The organism is Vibrio sp. G-C-1, from assembly GCF_021728015.1.
GTDB lineage: Bacteria > Pseudomonadota > Gammaproteobacteria > Enterobacterales > Vibrionaceae > Vibrio > Vibrio splendidus.
In genome coordinates this window covers 28,766-51,219 of sequence record NZ_JAKKCR010000016.1, presented here as the reverse complement: position 1 = coordinate 51,219, position 22,454 = coordinate 28,766, and the positions used below count along the sequence as shown (strand labels likewise).

Sequence of the window (22,454 nt, the reverse complement as noted above, 5' to 3'; positions counted from 1 at the left end):
GTATTTGTATGGATGGTTTTCTACAATACCTGCGTCCATTTAATAGGTAATAAACATGCAGCAAAATGAATTTGAAGTACTGGTAAAAGCTATCTGCGCACTAGATGGCCTGCCTCAAGCGCTTGAGCTATTGAAATCCAATGAGGATACAGAAGTCGCTGAGGCTGCTGGATCACTAACAGGTCAATTTGCGCTAGCTGAAGTAGAAGGCGAAAAGCGTATTTACCACGTGACGCTTCAAGAAAATGAACAAGGCGAAGAGCAAGAGTACATCGAACATGTCATGAATGAAGGCGATGACTTAATCAAATTTGCAGCTTGGTTCTTTGAAACTATGTTTGAGTTAAAGCAAAAAGACACATACCAAATTGCGGGTAAAACTTACAGACAGCCAAAGCGTAGCTAGTGTTTAAGTTACTGACTATTAGGCATTAGCGAATAATGCCCTTTTTAAGGTCAGTGTTTCTAAGCTAAGTATTTAAAAAGCAGCTCTCTTGAGCTGCTTTTTTTATGAATGTCTAAACCAATGTCTTGGATTGCAAATGGGTATGGTGAATCAAGGTTAGACGGACTTAACATTAACTCATTGATATAACGATACAATGCTGATTTACGCAGAAACAAGAATACGGACGTTGCAATAGGATGAGTTACTTGCACTAAAGTGTGATTTAGATCTTGTTTTTGGCCGCTTTAAGTGTAGAATCCGCGCATAAGAAAATCGATTATGTGCGGAGATAAGCATGAATTACGAACTAGGCTACGCATACCTTGGTCAAATGGTAGCAAAAAACATGATGCACGAAGCATTGTATGGCAAGCCAAAGCCAAAGAAAGCATCATTCTTTAAGCGAATGATGAAGAAAATGGCGAAATAAGCATTTTCAAAAACGGAATTTAAAAAGGCCTTAAACTCGATGAAGTTTAAGGCCTTTTTCGTTTTAGCGATTAATGAAGGTCATCGCTCGTTTTGTTGTGGATGGACACAAAAAAACACTGATTAATTCATGATCGGATTTGTAACTCTGTGTGAGTTTAGCCTGCCGATTGGTTGGACAGGTCGACAACGTTATTTGGAATGGTATCTAAACCATTTTCTTTCATCCATGCTTCTAAGTTGTCTGCTCCACCGATGTATTTACCATCGAGCCAGATCTGAGGAACGGTTACTGGTGTTTTCTCACCAATGTGCGCTTTGACCTCAGGAATCATGCGATACAAAGCTGCGCTGTCTTTTACGACATCGTGGTATTGGTATTCAACACCCGCTTCATCAAGCATTTTCTTTGCCTTAACACAGAATGGGCAGGTCGCTTTACCATAAACGATGTTGCCTTTTAGGCTGTCGCGTTTGGTCCACTCTTTGATCACGGATTGAACTAACACACCGCGGTTAAGCGCTTCGCCTTGGCTTACAACCTTGCCTTCAACAACAAGGATTGGAGCATGCCAAGAGCCCAGTTTTAGAGGCTCCCACCAGTGAGACAACCAATCTTTCACTTCCAGTTCGACATCGACATCTGATAACTCATTCTCAAAAGTATCCTTAAGAATGTCTTTGGTAAGGGTACATTCCCCACATGGGATATTAACTTTAAATGGACCCCAGCTGCCTGCCCAACGGTATAGTGTAATCTTGACTGGTTTCTTCATGGTTACGGCCTCGTTTGAATTCTCTTATCCATATAGAACGGACAGTTGAACTATTTATTTCACTAACCCTAAACTTTCTTCAGTTTTGACGGCTTTTTCGTTTCCCAGTGCGTTATAAATGCGACTGACGCAATAATAATAGCAGCCCCGAGCCATAAACGACCCGGTGGAACCCAGCTAAATACAATCCAACCTGCTAGGACATTTAGCGGTAATTTTGCGTGGTCAAAAGGTTGTACGAATGAAGCATCAGCGACTGAGTAGGCTTTTACAATTGCCCATTGAGCGAGTGCCGTCATAATACCGATGACAATTAAGATAGCCCAAATCGTACCGCCGCTTGGAGTCTGCCAATCTGGCGCAGCAAGTAGGATGTTAAATGGCGTAATCAATAGTAAAAGGTAGACCACCATGGTCGAAGGGCTGTCTTGTGAAGAGAGCTTTTTCACCATGAGTGAGTAGCATGCCCAAAAGAAAGCGGCGCCAATCGGTAGTAGCGTTGCCCAGTTAAAGTCTTCAGCCCACGGCTCTAGAATCACCATCGCACCCACGAAACCTGCTAAGGTCGCGCCCCAGCGAGCAGCTCCAACTTTCTCCTTGAGGAAAAGCCCTGAACCTATGGTTGCAAACAGTGGCGACGTCATGAGAAGGGCAATGCCTTGCCAAATAGGAACAGGGTAAGCCAGCGCCCATATCCAAAGTTGAATACCAATTACCGATAAAAACACACGGAATACATGCAACTTGAGGTTGTCGGTTTTTAGCGCGCGGCGAATGCCTAGCGTTTTCAGATAAGGAAGAATAGCGAACAACGCGATGGCGTATTGAATGACGGCAACGGTAGTAGAAGTAAGTCCGAAATGAATGCTAGCGATTTGAGTTAGGCTGTTAATGACGGCAAAGGCTAGGCCTGCGGTTAGCATCCAGCTAGCGCCTTGGATCGGATGGTGTTGTGACATGATGCTTCTAATTATTTGATGTGGTTCACCTATGATACGGATTTAGCACCACTTAACCAGAAAAAGCATTGATGAAGTTAGTCAGAATATTTGAATATGAAAAAGGTTGAGCTATTGCCCAACCTTTTAGTCTGTATCTAAAGCCGATTTAGATTAGAAGTCGTAGCGTAGACCTAGACGAAGAGAATCTTCGCTTTGTGTCTCTAGACCCGCAACTTTTACATCGTCTAGGTTGTTTAATTGGTAAGCAACGTAAGTACGGATAGACTTGTTGAACTTGTATGTACCCGTTAGCTCGAAGAAATCAGCTGTATCTACAGTGATGTTCTGTGTCGCGTCTTTTTCTTGTTTTTGGTACAAAGCAGCCAATTCAAATTGATCGGTTAGTTTGTACTTAGCCGCAACTTCTACACCAGAGAACTCAGTCTTAGCTTTGTCGTCTAGGTCACCCATTGTGTAGGTTGCACCTAGGTATAGAGCATCCATTTTGTAGTTGATACCAGCAATTACAGCGGTTGCAGAGCCATTACCCGCACCATTGTCATTACCTGAGTAACCAAGACCAAAACCTAAGCCCATAGGCAATGTGTAGATACCAGAGATACCGTAACCGTCTGTATCTTTATCTTCTCCAGCGATTAAACTTGCCTTCAACGAAAGAGCATCAGCATCGTAAGCGTACACGAATGTGTTGTTAATCTGCTCGTTGCCCGCGTTAATGAAGGCTTTTTGATCACCTGAGTAGATAGTAACATCCGACATTTCTGAGATTTGAGCAGCGGCTGTATCTTGACGACCTACCGAAACAGCACCAAAGTTACCTTCAAGGCCAGCGTACATATAGCGTTGATTAAAGTTATCAGTTTCATCGTTATCCGCTGAAGAATTTACGCCTTGTTCTGCTTCGTAGAAACCGAAACCAGATAAATCGCTAGTGATTTCAGTAGTACCGCCAACATTTAAACGCACACGGCTTTTATTTTTCATGGTTCCGTCGATTTCTTTACCGCCTGAACCAATGAAATCACCACGGAATTCCGCACGGCCGCCAATTTTGAGTTCTGTACCATCAGAGCTGTAAACTGTTGCTGCTAGAGAAGAACCTGAAACTAGTGCCGCTACCACTGCAGAAGCTAGAACTGCCTTTTTCATAATCACTTACCTTGTATTTTAAAATCCGTGAGCAATGTGCTCTCCGTTTCGATATGAAGCTAATTTAGAGCAGCTAAATTAAGCTTTCATTTCTATAAAATTACATTTTCGTGAATAGGGAGCTTTTTAAATGTTGATTTTATTGCACTTTTATTTCAATAGACTGAGTGGTTTGTGAATGGTTATACAACTTATCTGTTCTTGAGTGCTGACTTTCACAAGCTTCTATTTAGGAGAAGTGATGATGATATACGTGAGTATTATGGGAAAGTCAGAGCTTGTTCATCTTATTAACTGTTTGTACTGATTAAGATATCCTCTATGATGCAAAAACTTAGAAGAGAATAGATTTTGCTCAACAAGATGGAGACGTTGGATGAAAACAGAGTACTTAGGCGATGTTTTACAAGGTAGGCAGGTTATTGGCTCCTTGAATGTTGAAGACCTACCCGTTGGAGAGCACCAGTTTTGGTTTCAAGTAACCAGTGATGGGCTAGGGCAACCCAAGAACATGCCGGTTTCTGTTTTCAAAGGCAGTCAAGCAGGTCCTAAGTTGATGATCACCGCTGGTATTCACGGTGATGAGCTCAACGGTGTGTTGGCTGCTCAGCAAATTATCAGAGACTTAGTCGGTAAAACTCTCAAAGGCACGGTCACGATAGTGCCTACTGTGAACTTGTCGGGTTTGCTTAACCACAGCCGCGATTTTATCTCTTCGGATCCGGGCTCTTGCCCTGCCAACCTTAATCGACTCTTTCCGGGTGATGCGAATGGCTTAGCGGCAGAGCGCTTTGTTGCGTCTTTGTGGGATCGCTTACTCAAACACAATGCGACATTCGCCGTTGACCTGCATACCCAAACTCGTGGCGCGGTCTACCCACTTTATGTTTTTGCTGACTACCGAATTGAACAATGTCTTGAAATGGCAAGGTTGATGACGCCAGATTGTGTTCTCAATGATCCCGGCGACCCAGGTATTCTCGAAACGGTTTGGAATCGAAGTGGAATTCCGAGCATTACGGTGGAAGTGGGGATGGGTAAGTTTACTCAGCCTGACATGATTCAACGAGCCGTTGACGGTGTTTTTAATATGCTGTCTTACTACGAGATGCTTGAGGGTGAAGACCCGTTTGAGGCAAGTCAGCTGCCAAGTATGGACTGGATAGAAGGCAACAACGTCGTGTCTATCCGCGCCGACATAGGTGGCTTTGTGCTGCCTCAGGTCGAGCTTTTGCAAAGTGTCGAACAAGATGATCTGCTCGCTATCCAATATGATGCGTTCGGTAATGAATGTCGTCGTTATCACGCACCATCTTCTGGTCGTGTACTCAGCTATAACGTGGATGCATTAAGGGAACCGGGCGCGCTTGTTTGTCGCTTGCTGAGTTAAGTAAAAAAAAAGACCGAGCAAGGCTCGGTCAAAGGACAGTTGTCTTGAGTTAACACGTCTTTGACTCATCGACAGAACTGCTTTTAGCGTAGTGAGGGTTAATTAAGAATCTATTGCGAGATGGTGACACTTCGACTTTTTTTGTTTCAAAACCATGACTTCAAAACTAGGACTTCAGAACTGTCGTTTCAAAGTGTTCTATTGTTTCGAAGCAATGAAAAAGCCGACTGCGCGTTGCGCGAGTCGGCTTTTATTCACTTCTCTTTCGAGTCTTTATCTCTATCTACACTCGATTAAAAAGCGTCATCCACGATATCTTTAAGTCGGTCGTAAGGCACATATCCTGGTAAAACATTTCCGTTCATCATCATGGTTGGAGTGCCCGTTAAGCCGAGTGCACTGAACGTTTGATGGTTAGTGGTTAGAACCTGGTTTTGTTCTTGAGTTGTTTTTAGTTCCGCCTCTGTTCCCGTCTTCTTGGCAACGGCTTCTAGTGAGCTTTTCGAGTGAATACCGCTTTTCGCCATCAGCAATCTATCAACTTCAGGGAATGCTGCTGGGTTATCTTTCCATACTTTCATCGCGTATAGCGCCGCGTTGGTGTCTAGCCCTGCAACTTGTTGTTGCTTAAACGATAAGTACACGTTGATCACTTTAATGTCGCTGTTTTCAGAGGCTAATTGAACCAAGCCTTTTTCCAAGAGCTTACAGTAAGGGCAGTTGTAGTCAGTAAAGTTAACGATGACTGATTTACCATCCGGATTGCCCGTGATTGGGTGAGCGTCATTGTTGTACAACCAATCATGGCTTCCTGCTTGAGCTTTCTTCGACTGTTCTTGCCCTGCTACGTACTGCTCTAGGCTGGTATGCAAGCCAGAGATCGTAGAAGGGTTCTCTTTCAGAAATTGGTTAATCTCTTCAAGTTGCTGGGTTTGTTCTGTGCTTAACTCAGCGAAGGCAGTGGTACTCATTAGTGAGCCTAAAATCAGTGTACTAATCAGATGCTTTTTCATGCTATTTATTCTCTAATTCTTGATAATCGTGAGCGCTCATTGGGTCGCGCTCACGGAAATTCTGTTCGTTAAACGGGCTAAATCGAGTTATTCACCTGGCTTTGCTCTGTTTTTCTTTGTAAGCGAGTTAGGCAAAGTAGGTTCTCAACCAAAGCCCTATCGGGGAAGTAATGCCTGTTGCGATACTGCTAATCTTTCCATCTTTGATGATGACGATGCTTGGAGTGACATTAACGCCCCAACTTCTGCTGATAGATCCAGAAAGATCATTGATCACAGGGAAGTCATACTCTTTCGCCTCTAAGTAGCGCTGAACACGCTCGTCTGGACCAGACGATAGAGCGACCGAAACCACCTGATGGGAATCACTGAAGCTATTGACGGTTGGGCTTACAAATTTGCAGGCGCCACACCAAGTCGCCCAAAAATAGACAATGACTGGCTTACCATTTTTGCTTAGCTCGATAACATCAATATCTTCGCCTTGGAGCGATTGACCCACAATTGGAATCGCGTCGCCCTGAGGCATGCTTCTGCTGTGATAAAAGTCCATCGCAAATGAAACCACGCCAACGATCAATATCATTGAAACCAGTTCCTTTCCCCACTTCTTAAGACGACTTGGCTTTTTGGTTTCACCCTTTACAGCGCTGTCTCCAGTCGTGCTAGATTTATCTTCATTGTTGGGAGTCTTCATCCATTATCTCGCAGCGTCGATGGCTTGAACGACAGTGTCACTGTCTAGAATGACAGGCAGTGGAATACCGCTTTTATAGCTTGGGCCGTAGGCGATATTAAATGGCACACCAAACCGACCATTACTTTGTAGGTATTGAGTGACACTTTCACTTGGTGTTGTCCAATCGCCTTTCATCAAAACAATGTCTTCTTGCTGTAGGTGGCTGTAGACAGGGTCTTGGAGAATGACGCCGATCTTGTTGGCCTTACAGGTAATACACCACTCAGCGGTCACATCGACAAATACCGTTTTGCCTTGCTCAACCAATTGAGGGATTTGTTTTGCATCTAGCTTTTGCCAATCGAGATCGTCAACAATCGGTGTCGCCCAGTTATCAGCGGTGACACTACCGACGATCAATGCAGCACCAAACACCAAGGTTGTGGTTGCGACAATAGGAATAAGTACCTTGCGGCCCAACTTACGGCCAATCCAAATCAATACTGTAATCACGATAAACAGTGACAACAGGATCGTCGGGAATTTACCAATGAATGGGCTCATTAGGCTTGTTAACCATAGACTGGTAATGAACATCATTAAGCCAAATACCAGCTTAACTCTGAACATCCATGCCCCAGGTTTTGGAAGCAGTTTTGTAAGACTCGGGAACAGCGCGAAAATCAACCAAGGTGCACTCATACCGATGCCGAGTGCGATAAAGATAGCCCACAACTCTTGGTAGCTTGCCCCAAGTGCATAAGCAACTGCGGTTCCTAAGAACGGAGCACTACACGGCGTTGCCAACAGCGTCGCAAACATGCCTTGAATAAAGTGGCCTGAATGTGAGTCATCGCCTTTGGTTGCCATCCAAGTGTTTAAACCTGATGGTAGTCTGAATTCGAATAATCCAAGTAGATTAATCGAGAACAGCAAAGTGATGATCAGCATGAACCCGATGAACCAAACATTTTGGAACTGGATTCCCCAACCAATCGCATTGCCACCCATTTTTAGAACGGTCATGCCAAGGGCTAGGAGTGCAAATGATGTAATGACACCTGACGCAGAAGCTAAGAATGAGAGTCGGATATGACGATTAGATGCGCCTTGGTTTTGGACGATGCTGTTTAGCTTCATTCCTAATACAGGCAGCACACACGGCATAATATTGAGGATTAAACCACCAATCAAAGCAAAGCCGATCATTGCAAGAAAACCGTTGTTACTTGCTTGATAAGCAATAGGTTCTGAGCCGACTTGAGCGGTCATCTCTTCGGCAAAATTAGTGTCTGAAACGGTGACACTAACGGTGCGATCCGTTAAGTCGACTTCGCCTATCCAGTTGCTGACGTCAAATACCGCGGTCATCGTATTGCCGGTGATGTGGACGCTTGGTTGAGCAAAGAAATCATCGATGACTTCTTTTCCATCGATCAACACCATCGGCTTATCCCAGCCTTCGTTACTGGTTAGTTGAGTGACCAGTTGTTGCTTGCTTTTGTCCCAAAATAGACCGTTCACTGAAGTCCGGTTCGCTTCTCTTGGAGATTGGCTCATGCCTTGGTTGAACAAGAACATCGCCTCTTCATCGAACTGCAATTGCTGCGTGTCGATAGGGAGTTCGATGTCATAGTCAGTCAAAACACAAATATTGGTGCACGACGGGAACGAGAGAGAAGCCCTAAATACAGCAGGTTGCGTTTTGTCTTTCAACGTTAGGGTGACAGGAAAGCTTACGTGCTTTTTGTAGCCCAGCGTCATTACGTCAAGTTGTTCATAGTATTTAGGGATCGGCCAATGCCAATCTACAGACTCTATATTAGTCGAATCAGACCAGTCCCAGCTTGGCGGAATGCCACCTTCACCTGGGCTGCGCCAATAGGTTTTCCAGTCACCGTCGAGTGTAACGTCCAATACAGTTTGAACGGTACCGCCGTTATCCGACTGTTCACCCGTCGACATCATTCGCATCTTAACTGGCGGATGCTCAGGCACGCTTATCCAGCCCGTGGTTTGAGCCAGAGCGGTAAATGACGTCATGACTAAGATTGCAGTGACGAAAGCTTTTGCGCATGTACGCATGCAGAATGCCAACGAATCGACAAACTTAGTTAGTAGTGTGTTGTACACAAATGTATCTCCAAAAAATAAATAAAAGGGTGGAATAGCCCGGTTATTTACTCTCTAAATATACAGTGCTTTAGGTGTAAGCGGTGTTTTGTAGGTCGAGAAGAGCGGTGATTCTCTCCGGATAATCTCGAGATGTGCGGAGATAAGTTGAATGCAACAGCAATCATCAGAACGAAAGGGATCAGCCAGCCCGTTTTAGGTGCGGCAAAGGTCAGCATTTTTGAACTTAGACTGCACGAGCTTGAATTGGGTGACGTTAACATTTTAGACGCTTCTAAACCGAAAATACTCGCGTATAGAGCGGCCATTTTTTCTGAAGAAGCGATGTCGGTTTGAGGATTACTGGTTTCTGTATGAGTTTGCGCGTCAACTAGGATGGATTGACCATTAGCGGATGTAGATAACGATACTTTCTTTACGGCCAGAGTACTCGCCAGGCAAGTTAAGATAACCAGTCCGGTAAGGAAAAGCGCCCAAAGCGATTGCTTTTGTTGGCGATTCTGTGTGGGTAAGAAAAGTAGAGATGTGTTCAGCAAATTAGTCGGTAATCAAATCAGTTAGTTGTTAAAGCGAGCTCATTGAATTGTGGCTAGCTTAGATAAGTTCTCTTCGCGCCACAAGTCATAAAATGGTTAAAGTGAAACTATATATAAACGAGAGAAAATGTATATACACGAGAGACGATGATTAAACATGGACTCACGCGAATACGACATAGGGCTCTGGTTAAAGTTCACAATAACCGGCAGTTATAACTAATTTATTCTGTATCGATTTGTTTATTCACGATGGGGCTATGCAAAAAGCCCAACAGACCGTCAGTGAACGTGTTGGGCTTTAATCATCGGTGCTATTGGAAAGGCTTAGTGAGTGCGGCGAGGGCCATTACGTACCAAGTCTTTACCATTTTCGAAAACTTCTTTGGTGATCCAGCGAGCGAGCAGAACTTTGTGGCTGCTGTTGAATACAGCAACGAAGTGACGACCATCTGAATTATTGGTTGCCATGCCTACACCTTCAACGCCTTCAAGACCCAAACCGCCAGCTTCCACTGAGATTAGGAACTTTTCTAGTTCTTCTAAGGAATCGATAATATCAAGTTCGTTGTTCATTTCTATGCTCTCTTGCTGTTAGCTAACATCGGATCTAAGGCGTTTTTGTGCATGTGCTTAAGTGACGATATTGGCTGTTGTTCTTTGTTGGTTGCGTACTCTACAGGTCATAAGAGGGGATTGGAACTCTCAAATATTAGATACGTACTGATATTTTGCGAATTTTTAACACAACATACGTTTAAATGCTTGTTATCCATATTCTTTTTACTACTATTTAAGGGGTCAATTTGGACATTCATAGGAATTAACATGATAAAGGTTTGGCGTTGTCTATTTTTAATGTTGGCGTTTGTGGCATCAGGGAGTTTTGCACAAAGTGTCGATAAAATAGCAGAAGTACAAGACCAGCTAATGCTGGACCTAACAACATTAGAAACAGCGCATGATGCTGAGAAGCCGTTTCTAGAAGATATATTAAGACGAAAGAACCAAGCACTACGTGAAGAGATTTTTTCACAGCTATCGTCCGATAAAAAGGAAGGGCTTGATGTCACTCTTGCTCAGCAGGTTGAACTCTTACAAAAATTGCTGTCATTGAATGAAGTTAAAATCGTTTCAATGAGCAAAGAAAACCGTTCCGCTGAAGGTGATGCTAAAAAACGCCTTGAATTACGCATTCAAAAACGAATCGGAATGATGGATGTCTATTATCAGCAGCTTGCTAAGACATTAGATTGGTCGAAAGAGCGTGAAGTTGATGTTGCGGTTCCTGAAGGTGAGCTCAAAACGGCACTTGTTTCTCGTTCTCAATATCTTACTAATGCAATTCTATACACGGATACACAACGTCAAGATTTAGAACGTCGGTTATCTTATGTAAGTGAAGAAGAGAAAGCGACGATTAAAACTGAGCTTGAACGCTTCAGTGAGCGAACCAGTGTCATGGTGGCGAGCTTAGAAGAAACCATCACGCTAATGGAACCGTTTGGCGTTGATGTGACTTCTTACAAGCGTGTGTTACTAGCAACGACAGGCGATATTAACGCTGATGTGTTGGATGTTGATGTTGCGTTGGATCTGTTGGATGGTTGGCTTCGTTCATTCAGTTCATGGGCGTTTGAAAACACCCCTTCATTTATCGTTAAACTCGCTCTGTTTCTCGGTATTTTATACGTAACTCGCCTTATTGCTAACGTGGCTCGTAAGACCGTTCGTAAGAGTGTTTCGCACTCTAAAATGGACTTTAGCGTATTGATGCAGGAGTTCTTCGTATCCATCGCATCTAAAGCGGTCGTGTTTATTGGTTTACTTATCGCTCTGTCTCAAATTGGGATTGAGCTAGCGCCACTATTAACCGGTTTCGGTGTGGCGGGTGTCATTATTGGTTTCGCATTGCAAGACACACTATCTAACTTTGCGTCAGGTTTGATGATCTTGATCTATCGTCCTTATGATGTGGGCGACATGGTTAAAGTGGCCGGCGTTCAAGGCACAGTAAAAGACATGAGCTTAGTGTCGACGACCATTCAAACCATCGATAACCAACGCTTGGTGATCCCGAACAACAAGATTTGGGGTGACGTGATCAACAACATCACTGCAGAACGTGTGAGACGTGTTGATATGGTCTTCGGCATTGGTTACTCAGATGATATCGATAAAGCGAAAGCGGTATTGAACGACATCATTCTTGCGCACCCTCTAGTACTGAAAAAACCGGAGCATATGATCAAGCTTCATACCTTGAATACGTCTTCTGTTGATTTTGTCGTCAGACCTTGGGTTAAGACCGATGACTATTGGGATGTGTATTGGGATGTGACGGAAACCGTGAAGAAACGCTTCGATGAAGAAGGTATCACGATCCCATTCCCTCAACGAGATGTGCATATTTACAATCACGAAGAGAGCTAAGCGAAAGAGTTAGTACGAGAAGTAATTTCGAATAGAGCTATTACGAAAAAAGCTATTACGAAAAAGCTAAGCATGGCTTAGAGTCATCATTCTTAATGTGATATCAAATGGACGCTGAATAAGCGTCCATTTTTAATTGGCTGTCAGTTTATACCAATCACAGTAAGTAAGTGATCAGAAATAGAGCAGGAAAAAGGCTTGAGAACAAGGCAGAAATTTTTGATAAGTAGTTATTCTACAATCAAAAGTTCTAACGCCGTTATCGAGCGTTTTAACCAGCTAGGGTGAACAGTTATTTACTACGATTGGTATTATATTGAGCTTCATTCTTTTATGTCACTCAACCGCCTTAGAATTACGTTATGATGGGGGTAGGCTTAGTTTGGACAGTTGAAAGCGAATGGATGATTCACAGCAAAAAACGAATAGTAGAAATACAACGGTAAGAAAAGCAACACGAATTGAAAGCGTCATGAACTCTGCGATGTGGCACCTAACCCAGAGAGATATGACGGAAAGTGAGTTGGTTGCGAAGCTCAAAGTGAAAACCGACAATCAAGAATGGATCGATGAAACTCTAGGGACACTGAAAGGCTTTGGGTATCTCAAGTCTGACCAAGTGTTTGCAGAACAATTCGTGGAACAAGCTTTTTCTGGTGAATTCGGTTCTCGATATATTGTCGAAAAATTGAAGAAGAAAGGCCTGACCGATTCAGTGATTTCTGATGCAATCCATAAAGTGTCTTTCGAAAAGTCTATTGATGAGCAAACCATCTTGATAGACCGTATCAACCATTACTATACAAGTTTTACCATGAGCCGTGAAAAGCTTGTCGCGACCCTGCAAAAGCGTGGTTTTAGCTACCAGCAGGTGAAGGTAGCGATTGACCAGCACACGCAGTCGCATGAACTGAAAAGTAATATTCAAATTAAGGCAGAGAAAGCTGATTTGGAAAAAGAGGTGCTTAAGTATGCTCGTAAAGGCAAAGGCTTGACTGCTATTCAGCAAGAACTTAGACAGCGACAAATCGACACTAGTGAACTGTCATCGCTCATCGACCGATTGATTAATGAAGAGCAACTGGATTTCTATTCTTCTTGTTTAGAACAGTTGCAGAAGAAATCATATGACCTCAACGATCATAAAGAACGCTCCAAGGCTTATGCGATGCTAAGTCGAAAGGGGTTCTCTTCAGATGAAATCAAATTTGCTCTGAGTGAAGGCAACGAATAACAACCAACATTATGCGTAAAGAGTGTACATAGCCTTGCTTTAACGTGTCGTGTGTAGGTTTTCTGTAAGACCTAGGCCATTGCGTAAGGCGAATTGAATCAGGTCATTGTGGCTGTTTAAATCGAGCAATCCAAGCATTCTGTATTTATGCGATTCTATCGTTCGAGAGCTAAGGTGGAGCTGTTCTGCACACTCTTTTGCACTAAACCCTTGAGCAATGAGAGCCAAAACCTTGGTTTGTTTTTTTGTGAGTAATAATAGCTTCTCACTATCATCTGCAAGCCGATTCTCATTTTGTTTTAGTGTCCTCGCTAGCGTTGAGTGCTGCCAATAACAGAGCCAAAGTTCACAGACTAACTTTAAGCGCTGGATGTCTTCGAGGTCGAAGGTGGTTTCGTTGTCGTGAAAGTTAGTAAAAGACAATGCTCCCCAGCGTTGGTTAAACAGTTGCAAAGGAATGATGCAGTGCCATCTTCCCCCTTCTTTATAGATCTTCTTTAACACATAGTTTTTGGTTGAAACGAGTTCGTCACTGGTAAAGGTGAGATATGTTTCATTGGTTTTTAATAGCTTTAGGTAATCAAGGTAGTTACCGCCAACCAAACTTTTCTTATCGACAGGAGGTATGTTTGCTTTGGATACTGAACAAGTTTTCCCGTCTTCAAGTAAGACCATTGAATTCGGGTATAGCGTTAAACGATCAATCCCGAACCAATCGAGTACGTCAAAGCTTGCTTCTGACCACGTTGTTTGAAAGTTTTTAGGATCGCTATTAATAAGAGAGGTTGATTGTTTCATTAATAGCTGTTCAAAATTTAGGCTTAAAGCAGACACGTTTTTCCTTTCTCGATACATTCATTAGGTCAAGACTCAGAAGATATTCGTTCGAGTGGCTCAGTGCAAGATAAGATTCTTATATATATCATAGGTTCTATTTTTAAGTTTTTTATAACTCTTAGTTCTAGATTGTCGAATGATAAGCAGTACATTTACTGCATTAATTGAACGGTGTTTTTTAATAAGATCGGGCATTTCTATAACCGAGTAAACACTGTGATAAGTTTAAGGACGTTACTGTCTATTTCAGTCTCTATGTTGACCTTTTTTCATTCCGTTACACACGCGAATACCTCTCCAATGTTTGTTTACGCGCAATCTCCAATTCATTCAAATGTGCTTTCAACACAACTTCGTTCTGCTCAGCCTAAAAGAGTAGGGACCATTGAGTTCAAGTCCTCCTATACCCAAGCCAGTATATGGGCACACACGAGTGCGTATGCTCTCGACTATTATCAAAATCAATCCAATATTGCGATTGAGTGGCAAGCTTCACCTGTCTGGAAAACGGAGCTGGATTACCGAGTTGTGACTGCAAAAGATAATGGTTTAGACAGTTTTGTGATGGGGTTTCATGACCTGTTCCGCATTGGCCAGAATGGTCGCGATCAGGTGGCGGAAGATCAGTTCACCATGGGTTTTCATAATGCAGGTGTGCACGTGTCTGATTTTGAAGGTGATGATTTAACCAACGCGCTGACGTTCTACAATGAACTTCTACTGTATTCTAGAGGGCCAATGTCGCTCTCGGCTGGTGGCTCTTTGTTTTACAACAATGTAAGAAGTGGGCAGTTTGCGAGAACCAGTTTTGAGCAAGGTGTTCAGCTTAACTACAGCTATATCACCCCTAGGCACAGCGTTTTTTCAACCATTGGTCTTGTACATCGAGATAGCGATGTGTATGTCGTTAGTCTTGAAAATTTCAGCGCAAGTTGGGCAATTGGGTATGAGTATCGGTTGAATCAACGCCATAGCTTATTGATTGAATCTCTCAATTTCCAAGGCTGGGCGACCAATGATCCGGATTTTTCTGAACCTTCTAACGAGGTCGTTTTGGGTTATCGCTACCGTTTCAATCAACTAGCCATCGAAGCGCTGATGATTGAAAACATCCGTAATATGGATAACAGCACCGATATCGGCTTTACACTCGGATTACGTTTTTCAATATAAACGATACATTAATATATTCTTATTTCATGAAATTCACCAAAGCTATAAAATTTTCAGTAAATTTACGGTATATCAATAACCTGTTTTTTTTGAACAATAGCGCCACTCCAAAAGGCCGGACTAACAAGGCCGAATCAATATATAGGTAGTGGTTATCATGAAAAAGACATTAGTAGCACTTGCGATTGCGAGCATTTCAAGTTCAGCTTTCGCTGTAAGCACAAGCAGCCAAAACAGCCAAAACGAAGATATGTTTGCATTCGATTCAATGCACAAAGATCAATTCTCAGTATCAGGCTCTTTTGGTGTTGGTGGTTACTACGACACGGGCTCTAAAGCTTTTTACGATGACTGGGCTACAGGTCTAACATTGGCTCTTAACTACCGTAACAACCGCGTAGTGGCTTACGTAGAAACAGACTTAATGCTTCAGTACACGACAGACAACAACGTAGCGGATGCTGACGCTGCAACTTCTGCTTGGGTCAACGGCATCGATACAGGTCCAGCAACTCACGTAGACAAAGCTTGGATTGGTTTTGACACTGGCTACGGTATTGCTTCATTTGGTTGGGAAAACGACACAGCGCTAGATAAAGTCGATGGCGCTGGCGACACTACTTACGAGTTTGGTGCTTCAGCTGGTGATGCTTCTGACGGCTTCAATGTTGTTAAATTCCAAGGCGCAACAGACGGTATTGCTTACGGTATTTCTTACTTTGAAACAGGTGACGATCATAATGATGCGGATAAAGGCATTAACGGTTACATCGGTTTAGAGCAAGAGGTATTCAACCTATACGCAGGTTATGAAGCTCGTGATGACGATGCTGATTACGAAGTTTATACAGTGACAGGTAACGTTAAGGTTGGTGCTCTTAAACTAGGTATGAACTCTTGGATTGAAGAGAGTGATTCTGCTAAGAACACAGGCTACTACGTTTCAGGTGGTTACACAGTTTCAGAAGACCTAACAATCGCAGCGGGTTATGCATCTAGCAACAATGAACTTGATGGCCAAGCAGATGTAGATGCTTCTTACATCAACATCGCGGCAATGTACCGTATCGCTGACAACGCTGACATGGGTATTGATATCAAGCAAGATATTGAAGGCGCCCGCTCAACTGGTAACACACAATACGACGAAGAAACACACGTATTTGCAGCAGCTTACTACTACTTCTAAGAACTTGAACTCTTCAGAGTTTAGGAACTTCTAAGACATTTGATGGTAATGGTGTAATAGCTTGCCCGGTCGTTACACCATGTTCTCTTCTTTTTGCAGTGTAAGCATCCACAGATTGATATGTGGTTTGTCACTCAAGTGCTACGAGTGGAATTATTATCTGGAGAAATGTAATGATTAAAAGCATTACAGCCCAGGGTGTTATTTATGGAAATGATACCCTGTTTACGTGTAAACCGAATCGTAGTGGACTATTTGAATTGGCGCGTAAACATGGAAGAGTCGCAGGTACCCGCCCACAAGATCTCAAGAACAAGGTTTATGCTGAATCTCTTGATGAAGCTTGGAATCTACTCAAAACAGAGAAGTTTTATATTGTTTTGACGGGGCAAGTATTTGGCATTCATCGAAAATCATTGCGAAGTGCTGATTCTGTTGATGTTGAGTTTGATACTGAAACTCGCTCGACATGTGTCACGGCATAGATCCAACGCTGAATATAAAAAGGACGATAAATTATCGTCCTTTTTTCGTTTGAGTTTTTTGGTTCAACCTTGGTTACAGATGCTCAGCACCCGCTATCGGCCGTATTGCCCAACGATAAAGTGTTCAAACTCATCACACATCTGATGGTTTGACTTATCATTATTCGCCAACTCGGTGGCCCCATCAACGATCGATATCTTCGCATTCAAATCAGCGATTGGTGCTCGTTCTCTTGTCGACAGCTGTTTGATTTTTTTCTCCTCAATCGCCCAAGCTTCTTCTGGCGATAAGTTGCACTCGTCAGCGAGGTATTTTGCATTAAAACCTTCCCCAGTCAGGCTTTCGATTGTCCCATTATGATTCACGCTATTGCCTTGGTGCCAATAGTGCTTAGCTAACAAAGGGCCGATTTCTGGGTTATCCGTTAAGTAGCCAAACTTATCGGTGAAATACGCACGAGTTTGATACACCGCCATATGAGCCAGCAGGTAACCTTGATACGCGCAAGACGCTTCATCCGACAACAGATGCGGGATCGCCATTAATGGGCGAGGGCTACAAGCTAATCCAAGAATCATTTTCTCACTGCTACGAGCAAGAGCGGTGATCTTTTCAGGTGTCAGATCTTCATCCGCCAATTCGTAAAGTGCTCGCTCGAAATATGGAACCACTAAAATGCTGCGTTCTTGATAAGCTCTGAAAGGTTGTTTGTTATCGATGATTGCTTTGATTAACTCATTAGGCACTGCTTGGCCATCTGAATTAAGCGCATACTGTTTTAACCAATCGGCGTCATTCAACAAGCTGTCACAGAACATAGATTGAGTTTCAGCGTAAGCCATCGAGGTGGGTGCAAATTCTTGAGAGAAACAAGGCGCGTTCATTTTTACATTAGCAAAATGCGCCGCGTGTCCACCTTCGTGAAACAAGGTGTTAATCCCATCATAACCACTGCCTATTTGATCGGGCTTAGCGTTGCTCGTGAAATTAACTTGAGCCGCAACCCAAGCGCCTTGGTCGTAGAAAGAAGGGATTGGCCCATGACAGAAACCATTAGGGTATTTTCCTTTACGATCAAGCAAATCCAATTTCAACGTGGCTTGAGAGTATTCGATGTTCAGGCGACCAAAAGATTCTATCCAGCGTCGAAGTGACTTTGAGAACGGAACATAAGGATCAAGATCATTCATAACGTCACCTGCAAAAGAGTAGGTAAAGTTATGGGCTTGAAGTGCATTCTCGCCTTTCTGCTCTGCCAAATTGGCTAGGCTTTGCTGATGGCCATCACGCGTGCGTGCTTCGAAGTCATCCAGAATCGTAAACAGTTGTTCTGTCGTCATCTGTTCGGTTTTCAGCACTGAGTAATCAAAGAAGGTTTTAAACCCCAGTGATTGAGCAAATTGGTTACGTTTTTTGATCAGCTCAATAAAGCCGTTAGCCAGCAGCCATTGCTCTAAATCTAATAGTGCTTGATGTGCAGAAAGCCTAACTTGTTCATTACCATTACTTCTAACGGCTGAACCTAAAACGGGCAGCGACCCTTCTGTTTCGTCGTCTGTTTCATTTACGTAAGTCATCACATGGTTTTGTTTTTTCTCAAACAGTTCAGCCTCAAACTTTATGAGTTCGGCTTTAAGCTTCTGTGACTGTTCAGACTCAATAGCGTGAGATCTAAAGGTCGCTAACCAACCATTCAAGCCTGTCAGTGTACTCTCTTTTTCTAGGGGATCTTGAATTTTATCGATAGCAGCTAGTTGAGTTTCGATAGCAGCAATCTGTTCGGCAGAGCTTAGAAATTCAGTCCACTGAGTCTGCGCGAGTGTCGAGCCATCGTGGTCGTCACTGATCCCCATATATGTATCCCAAAAGAAGTCTTCTTTCGCTTTATGAGTCGCAAGATACTTTTGATTCAATTGGTTGAGATAGTTCGTTGCAGTCATGACATTCCTTGAAAATTAACCAGTAATTTCAACATTATGACACATTCATTGAATGTATTTTGTGATGTTGCATATAACGGAATGTAAATTACATGGCTATCAAGGTGTGTTGAACCAATACGGTTTCATCAGTTTGCCGCCAGAAGCTATTCAACGAAATAAAGTAAGGCTATCCCTTGAAGAACCAGCTATTGAAGGTGGGTATAAGTGATTCAAATATCGTGATGTAATCGTGACGGATTACGTTATTAGGCGATAGAATCTATCTAGCGGGCATGCATGCCCGTTTTTTTTCGCCTAAAATTTGTGGCTTGAGCGGTTGTTTGTTGATTGGTCACGTATAATGGGCGCTTCATACCGCGCGAATAAGCACAATTAATGAGAACTCTTCCTGTCTTAATCCTACCTTTGTTATTGGTTCTGAATACCCTTTCATTCTCTGCGCAAGCGAGTGAAAGCTGGTGGTTGCGAACGGTATTCAATAGCAGCCTAACTCAACCGAGTTCTCAAAACTATATTAACGATATCGATCTTATGGATTGTGGCGAAGTTGAAGGCACTCTGTTGTGCAGTGACTTAACCCAATATTACGATTTGGATGTTTATGTTGAACTGGAGTTGGGTGACTCAAGCGTCGAAGTGGTTCGCTTAAATCTGCCATATTCGAACCTAAGTTACACAAAGCTTCAGGCGTACCTTCGCCAAGATGGCTTTGCTATCAGCTCAATTCACATTGGAGAGGATGAGTTTGATGTCGTCGCTCAACTTGAACAAGCGAAACGTGAGGGCGTTGGTTTTGATGAGGTAGATAAACAACTCGTCGAATTCATCAATACACCACATCATTCCTCTGAGCAAATGAGTTTATGGAATGTGCCTAGTTCTTCCTCATCTTCTTCTGGTTCTTCAGTTCCTTGGATTCAGCTGCATAGTGATGGTGACAATTTAACGGTTGAACTAAATCGTCTTTAATTGCTCAAATTCATAGATGGTTTCGTAATTCATCAGAGTAAACAAGCCTTTCAGGAGAACGGTTGACGGGCAGACAGCAAGCTATTATTGATTTTAGTGTTCGTTTTTCTGCGGCTCTCACATTTTTTAGTAAGCGTTTATCTTTGCCATTTGTTATACGTTGAGCCTTCGGTAAAACGAGCTTAGGATACGTTCAGTATTGATAAAGGAGACAACCCATGGTTGCAAGAGTAACGACAGCGCCACAAGGCCCAGAACTCTCTGAGTTGGTGCAAGGATACTGGCGTACAGCAGAATGGGGTATGACCCCGCAACAACGCCTGACTTTCCTGAAGCAGCACATTGATCTTGGCATCACAACCGTTGATCACGCGGATATTTACGGTAACTACCAATGTGAAAAGTTGTTTGGTGAAGCATTAGCGCTTGAGCCAAGCCTTCGTGATGATATTCAAATCGTCACCAAGTGCGATATCAACTTGTGTGGAGACCACACTCCAGATCGTAAGATCAATCACTATGACACCAGCGCGCATCATATTTACCAGTCGGTAAATAACTCTCTAGAGCGTCTGGGTGTAACCGAACTTGATGTATTACTGATTCACCGCCCAGATGTACTGATGGATGCGGATGAAGTAGCAGAAGCGTTCGCTGAACTGCATAAGGTGGGTAAGGTGAAGCACTTCGGTGTCTCTAACTTTTCACCGCGCCAGTTCGACTTGTTGCAATCTCGACTAGGTAAGCCACTGGTGACAAACCAAGTTGAAATCAACCCATTGAACTTCGAAGTGGCTCATGATGGTACGCTAGATCAACTGCAGATGAACCGTATTCGTCCAATGGCGTGGTCTTGTCTAGGCGGCGGTAGCATCTTCAGTGGTGATTCAGCACAAGCGATTCGCGTTCGTGATGAGCTAGAGGCGATTCGTCTAGAAGTGGGTGCAGACAGCATTGACCAAGTGATTTACGCTTGGGTTCGTCGTTTACCATCTAACCCGATCGAGATTATTGGTTCAGGTAAGATTGAACGAGTGAAGACGGCTGTTGATGCACTGAAAATAGAGCTGACTCGCGAGCAATGGTATCGCGTATGGGTTGCTTCTAAAGGTCACGGTGTGCCATAGGACGCGATTCAAAATAGAAGCAAAAGCCAGCTAACAAAGCTGGCTTTTTTGTGTTCGCCTAACATGTTTCTTCAAAACTGTGATTAAGGTGGAATAATTTTCAAAAACACTCATAATGCACTCTGTTTTTCACCAGTTGGATATTTCCATTGAGCACTTCAAAATTCTCTTCAATCGCCCTTAAGCCAGAGCTTCTAAATACGTTAGATTCTCTTGGTTATACTGAAATGACGCCTATTCAAGCGTTGAGTCTTCCTACTATTCTGGATGGCAAGGATGTTATCGGTCAGGGTAAAACGGGTTCAGGTAAAACAGCTGCTTTTGGTTTAGGCGTGCTGCAGAACCTACGCGTTAAGCGTTTTCGTGTTCAATCTTTAGTGTTATGTCCGACTCGTGAGCTTGCAGACCAAGTAGCAAAAGAGATCCGTACTCTTGCTCGTGGCATTCACAATATTAAAGTGCTGACACTATGTGGTGGTATGCCAATGGGCCCACAAATTGGTTCATTAGAGCATGGCGCACACATTCTTGTGGGCACTCCTGGTCGTATCCTGGACCACCTAGAGAGAGAGCGTATTGACCTGTCTGAGTTGAACACACTTGTGTTAGATGAAGCCGATCGCATGCTGGAAATGGGTTTCCAAGATGCACTAGATGCTGTTATTGAAGCAGCACCAAAAGATCGTCAAACGTTATTGTTCAGTGCAACTTTCCCTAAACAGATCAAATCTGTTGCAGACCGCATCATGAATAACCCTGAAATGGTGAAGGTTGAATCAACGCACGATCACTCAAGCATCCAACAGCACTTTTACAAGGTTGAAGGTACTGAAGCTCGTGATGACGCACTAGAGCTAATGCTTCTTCATCATCAACCAGAGTCAGCGGTTGTGTTTTGTAATACTAAGAAAGAAGTGCAGAACGTAAATGATGAGCTAAGCCACCGTGGTTTCAGTGTTATCGAGCTTCATGGCGACATGGAACAGCGTGAACGTGACCAAGCTTTGGTTCAGTTCTCAAACAAAACCATCTCTATCTTGGTTGCAACAGATGTTGCCGCTCGTGGTCTTGATGTTGATAACCTTGATGCAGTGTTCAACTTTGAGTTGTCTCGCGATCCTGAAGTACACGTGCACCGCATCGGTCGTACTGGTCGTGCAGGAAGCAAAGGTGTCGCAATTAGCTTCTTTAGCGAAAAAGAGATGCACCGTGTTGCTCAAATTGATGAGTACATGGATATGCCAATCGAACCGTCTCAGTTGCCAGCTAAACCAATCGCTAAGCCGTACTACTCAAACATGGTAACCATCCAGATTGATGGTGGTAAGAAAGCGAAACTTCGCGCAGGCGATATCCTTGGTGCGTTGACAGGCCAAGGCGGTATTGATGGTAAGTCAGTAGGTAAGATCAACTTGTTCGCGATGCGTGCTTACGTTGCTGTAGAAAGATCAATGGCTAAGAAAGCATTAGGTAAAATCGAATCAGGTAAAATGAAGGGTCGTCAATTCCGCGCCCGAATTCTGAAGTAATTCGAGATTGTCTCCCTTT

General features: G+C 43.3%; 21 protein-coding genes and 1 pseudogene. 12 read left to right on the top strand and 10 right to left on the bottom strand.

All coding sequences use genetic code 11. From position 1 onward, the window contains the following. Positions 1-55: 55 nt before the first annotated feature. Both L3V36_RS20170 and L3V36_RS23915 read left to right on the top strand, forming a co-directional pair. Positions 56-406, top strand: coding sequence for a hypothetical protein (locus tag L3V36_RS20170; protein ID WP_004731829.1), 351 nt, complete (start codon positions 56-58; stop codon positions 404-406). Between the two features lie 337 nt (positions 407-743). Then, the gene (locus tag L3V36_RS23915) at positions 744-878 is read left to right on the top strand and encodes a hypothetical protein (RefSeq protein ID WP_267136751.1); all 135 of its coding nucleotides are present in this window, start codon (positions 744-746) and stop codon (positions 876-878) included. Between the two features lie 157 nt (positions 879-1,035). On the opposite strand, the gene L3V36_RS20165 is transcribed toward L3V36_RS23915, so the two are convergent. The 3 genes from L3V36_RS20165 to L3V36_RS20155 all read right to left on the bottom strand — a co-directional run bounded on the left by L3V36_RS20165 (position 1,036) and on the right by L3V36_RS20155 (position 3,764). Continuing rightward, positions 1,036-1,653: a glutaredoxin gene (locus L3V36_RS20165; RefSeq protein ID WP_004731823.1), complete on the bottom strand. Its 618-nt coding sequence runs from the start codon at positions 1,651-1,653 to the stop codon at positions 1,036-1,038. 68 nt (positions 1,654-1,721) lie between these two features. Beyond that, the gene (locus L3V36_RS20160) at positions 1,722-2,612 is read right to left on the bottom strand and encodes a DMT family transporter (RefSeq protein ID WP_102446967.1); all 891 of its coding nucleotides are present in this window, start codon (positions 2,610-2,612) and stop codon (positions 1,722-1,724) included. 153 nt (positions 2,613-2,765) lie between these two features. Continuing rightward, entirely contained in the window at positions 2,766-3,764 is a 999-nt protein-coding gene (locus L3V36_RS20155) for a porin (RefSeq protein ID WP_102446968.1), read from the bottom strand. 376 nt (positions 3,765-4,140) lie between these two features. Between L3V36_RS20155 and L3V36_RS20150 the strand changes: the two genes are divergently transcribed. Continuing rightward, entirely contained in the window at positions 4,141-5,154 is a 1,014-nt protein-coding gene (locus L3V36_RS20150) for a succinylglutamate desuccinylase/aspartoacylase family protein (protein ID WP_076648781.1), read from the top strand. Positions 5,155-5,447: 293 nt separating this feature from the next. On the opposite strand, the gene L3V36_RS20145 is transcribed toward L3V36_RS20150, so the two are convergent. From L3V36_RS20145 to L3V36_RS20125, 5 genes are all read right to left on the bottom strand, one after another. Continuing rightward, the gene (locus L3V36_RS20145; protein ID WP_102446969.1) at positions 5,448-6,167 is read right to left on the bottom strand and encodes a DsbA family protein; all 720 of its coding nucleotides are present in this window, start codon (positions 6,165-6,167) and stop codon (positions 5,448-5,450) included. Between the two features lie 127 nt (positions 6,168-6,294). Continuing rightward, the gene (locus tag L3V36_RS20140; RefSeq protein ID WP_102446970.1) at positions 6,295-6,864 is read right to left on the bottom strand and encodes a protein disulfide oxidoreductase; all 570 of its coding nucleotides are present in this window, start codon (positions 6,862-6,864) and stop codon (positions 6,295-6,297) included. 3 nt (positions 6,865-6,867) lie between these two features. Continuing rightward, entirely contained in the window at positions 6,868-8,931 is a 2,064-nt protein-coding gene (locus tag L3V36_RS20135; RefSeq protein ID WP_208775384.1) for a protein-disulfide reductase DsbD domain-containing protein, read from the bottom strand. Between the two features lie 95 nt (positions 8,932-9,026). Beyond that, positions 9,027-9,515 carry a hypothetical protein gene (locus L3V36_RS20130; protein ID WP_208775367.1) on the bottom strand — a complete coding sequence of 163 codons (489 nt, stop codon included), beginning with the start codon at positions 9,513-9,515 and terminating at the stop codon, positions 9,027-9,029. A gap of 327 nt (positions 9,516-9,842) precedes the next feature. Beyond that, positions 9,843-10,091, bottom strand: a complete 249-nt coding sequence (locus L3V36_RS20125) for a hypothetical protein (RefSeq protein ID WP_017077416.1) — start codon at positions 10,089-10,091, stop codon at positions 9,843-9,845. 252 nt (positions 10,092-10,343) lie between these two features. Between L3V36_RS20125 and L3V36_RS20120 the strand changes: the two genes are divergently transcribed. Together L3V36_RS20120 and L3V36_RS20115 are read left to right on the top strand one after the other, a co-directional pair. Continuing rightward, complete coding sequence (locus tag L3V36_RS20120) at positions 10,344-11,948, top strand: mechanosensitive ion channel family protein (RefSeq protein WP_065681663.1); 1,605 nt, start codon at positions 10,344-10,346, stop codon at positions 11,946-11,948. 400 nt (positions 11,949-12,348) lie between these two features. Further along, on the top strand, positions 12,349-13,182 hold the full coding sequence (locus tag L3V36_RS20115; protein WP_017081929.1) for a regulatory protein RecX: 834 nt from the start codon (positions 12,349-12,351) through the stop codon (positions 13,180-13,182). A gap of 39 nt (positions 13,183-13,221) precedes the next feature. Here the strand turns inward: L3V36_RS20115 and L3V36_RS20110 are convergent, their stop codons facing one another. Continuing rightward, positions 13,222-14,016, bottom strand: a complete 795-nt coding sequence (locus tag L3V36_RS20110; protein ID WP_208775365.1) for a LuxR C-terminal-related transcriptional regulator — start codon at positions 14,014-14,016, stop codon at positions 13,222-13,224. A 246-nt stretch (positions 14,017-14,262) separates the two neighbouring features. Here L3V36_RS20110 and L3V36_RS20105 point away from each other — a divergent pair, with 246 nt between their 5' ends. The 3 genes from L3V36_RS20105 (at position 14,263) to L3V36_RS20095 (ending at position 16,866) form a co-directional block, all read left to right on the top strand. Next, positions 14,263-15,192, top strand: coding sequence for a DUF3187 family protein (locus L3V36_RS20105; protein ID WP_258183699.1), 930 nt, complete (start codon positions 14,263-14,265; stop codon positions 15,190-15,192). 157 nt (positions 15,193-15,349) lie between these two features. Continuing rightward, positions 15,350-16,381, top strand: coding sequence for a porin (locus tag L3V36_RS20100; protein WP_029222278.1), 1,032 nt, complete (start codon positions 15,350-15,352; stop codon positions 16,379-16,381). 173 nt (positions 16,382-16,554) lie between these two features. After that, positions 16,555-16,866, top strand: a complete 312-nt coding sequence (locus tag L3V36_RS20095; protein WP_208775363.1) for a hypothetical protein — start codon at positions 16,555-16,557, stop codon at positions 16,864-16,866. Positions 16,867-16,959: 93 nt separating this feature from the next. Here the strand turns inward: L3V36_RS20095 and L3V36_RS20090 are convergent, their stop codons facing one another. Beyond that, positions 16,960-18,807, bottom strand: a complete 1,848-nt coding sequence (locus L3V36_RS20090; RefSeq protein ID WP_102511107.1) for a M3 family metallopeptidase — start codon at positions 18,805-18,807, stop codon at positions 16,960-16,962. A gap of 55 nt (positions 18,808-18,862) precedes the next feature. Here L3V36_RS20090 and L3V36_RS20085 point away from each other — a divergent pair. From L3V36_RS20085 to dbpA, 4 genes and pseudogenes are all read left to right on the top strand, one after another. Next, positions 18,863-19,018, top strand: a pseudogene (locus tag L3V36_RS20085) (phosphate ABC transporter substrate-binding protein); the annotation flags it as partial. A 167-nt stretch (positions 19,019-19,185) separates the two neighbouring features. Further along, positions 19,186-19,779, top strand: a complete 594-nt coding sequence (locus L3V36_RS20080; RefSeq protein ID WP_208775361.1) for a hypothetical protein — start codon at positions 19,186-19,188, stop codon at positions 19,777-19,779. A gap of 218 nt (positions 19,780-19,997) precedes the next feature. Next, positions 19,998-20,906, top strand: a complete 909-nt coding sequence (locus L3V36_RS20075) for an aldo/keto reductase family oxidoreductase (protein ID WP_208775359.1) — start codon at positions 19,998-20,000, stop codon at positions 20,904-20,906. 149 nt (positions 20,907-21,055) lie between these two features. Beyond that, entirely contained in the window at positions 21,056-22,435 is a 1,380-nt protein-coding gene (dbpA, locus tag L3V36_RS20070) for an ATP-dependent RNA helicase DbpA (protein ID WP_004731781.1), read from the top strand. The last annotated feature ends 19 nt before the right edge of the window (positions 22,436-22,454 follow it).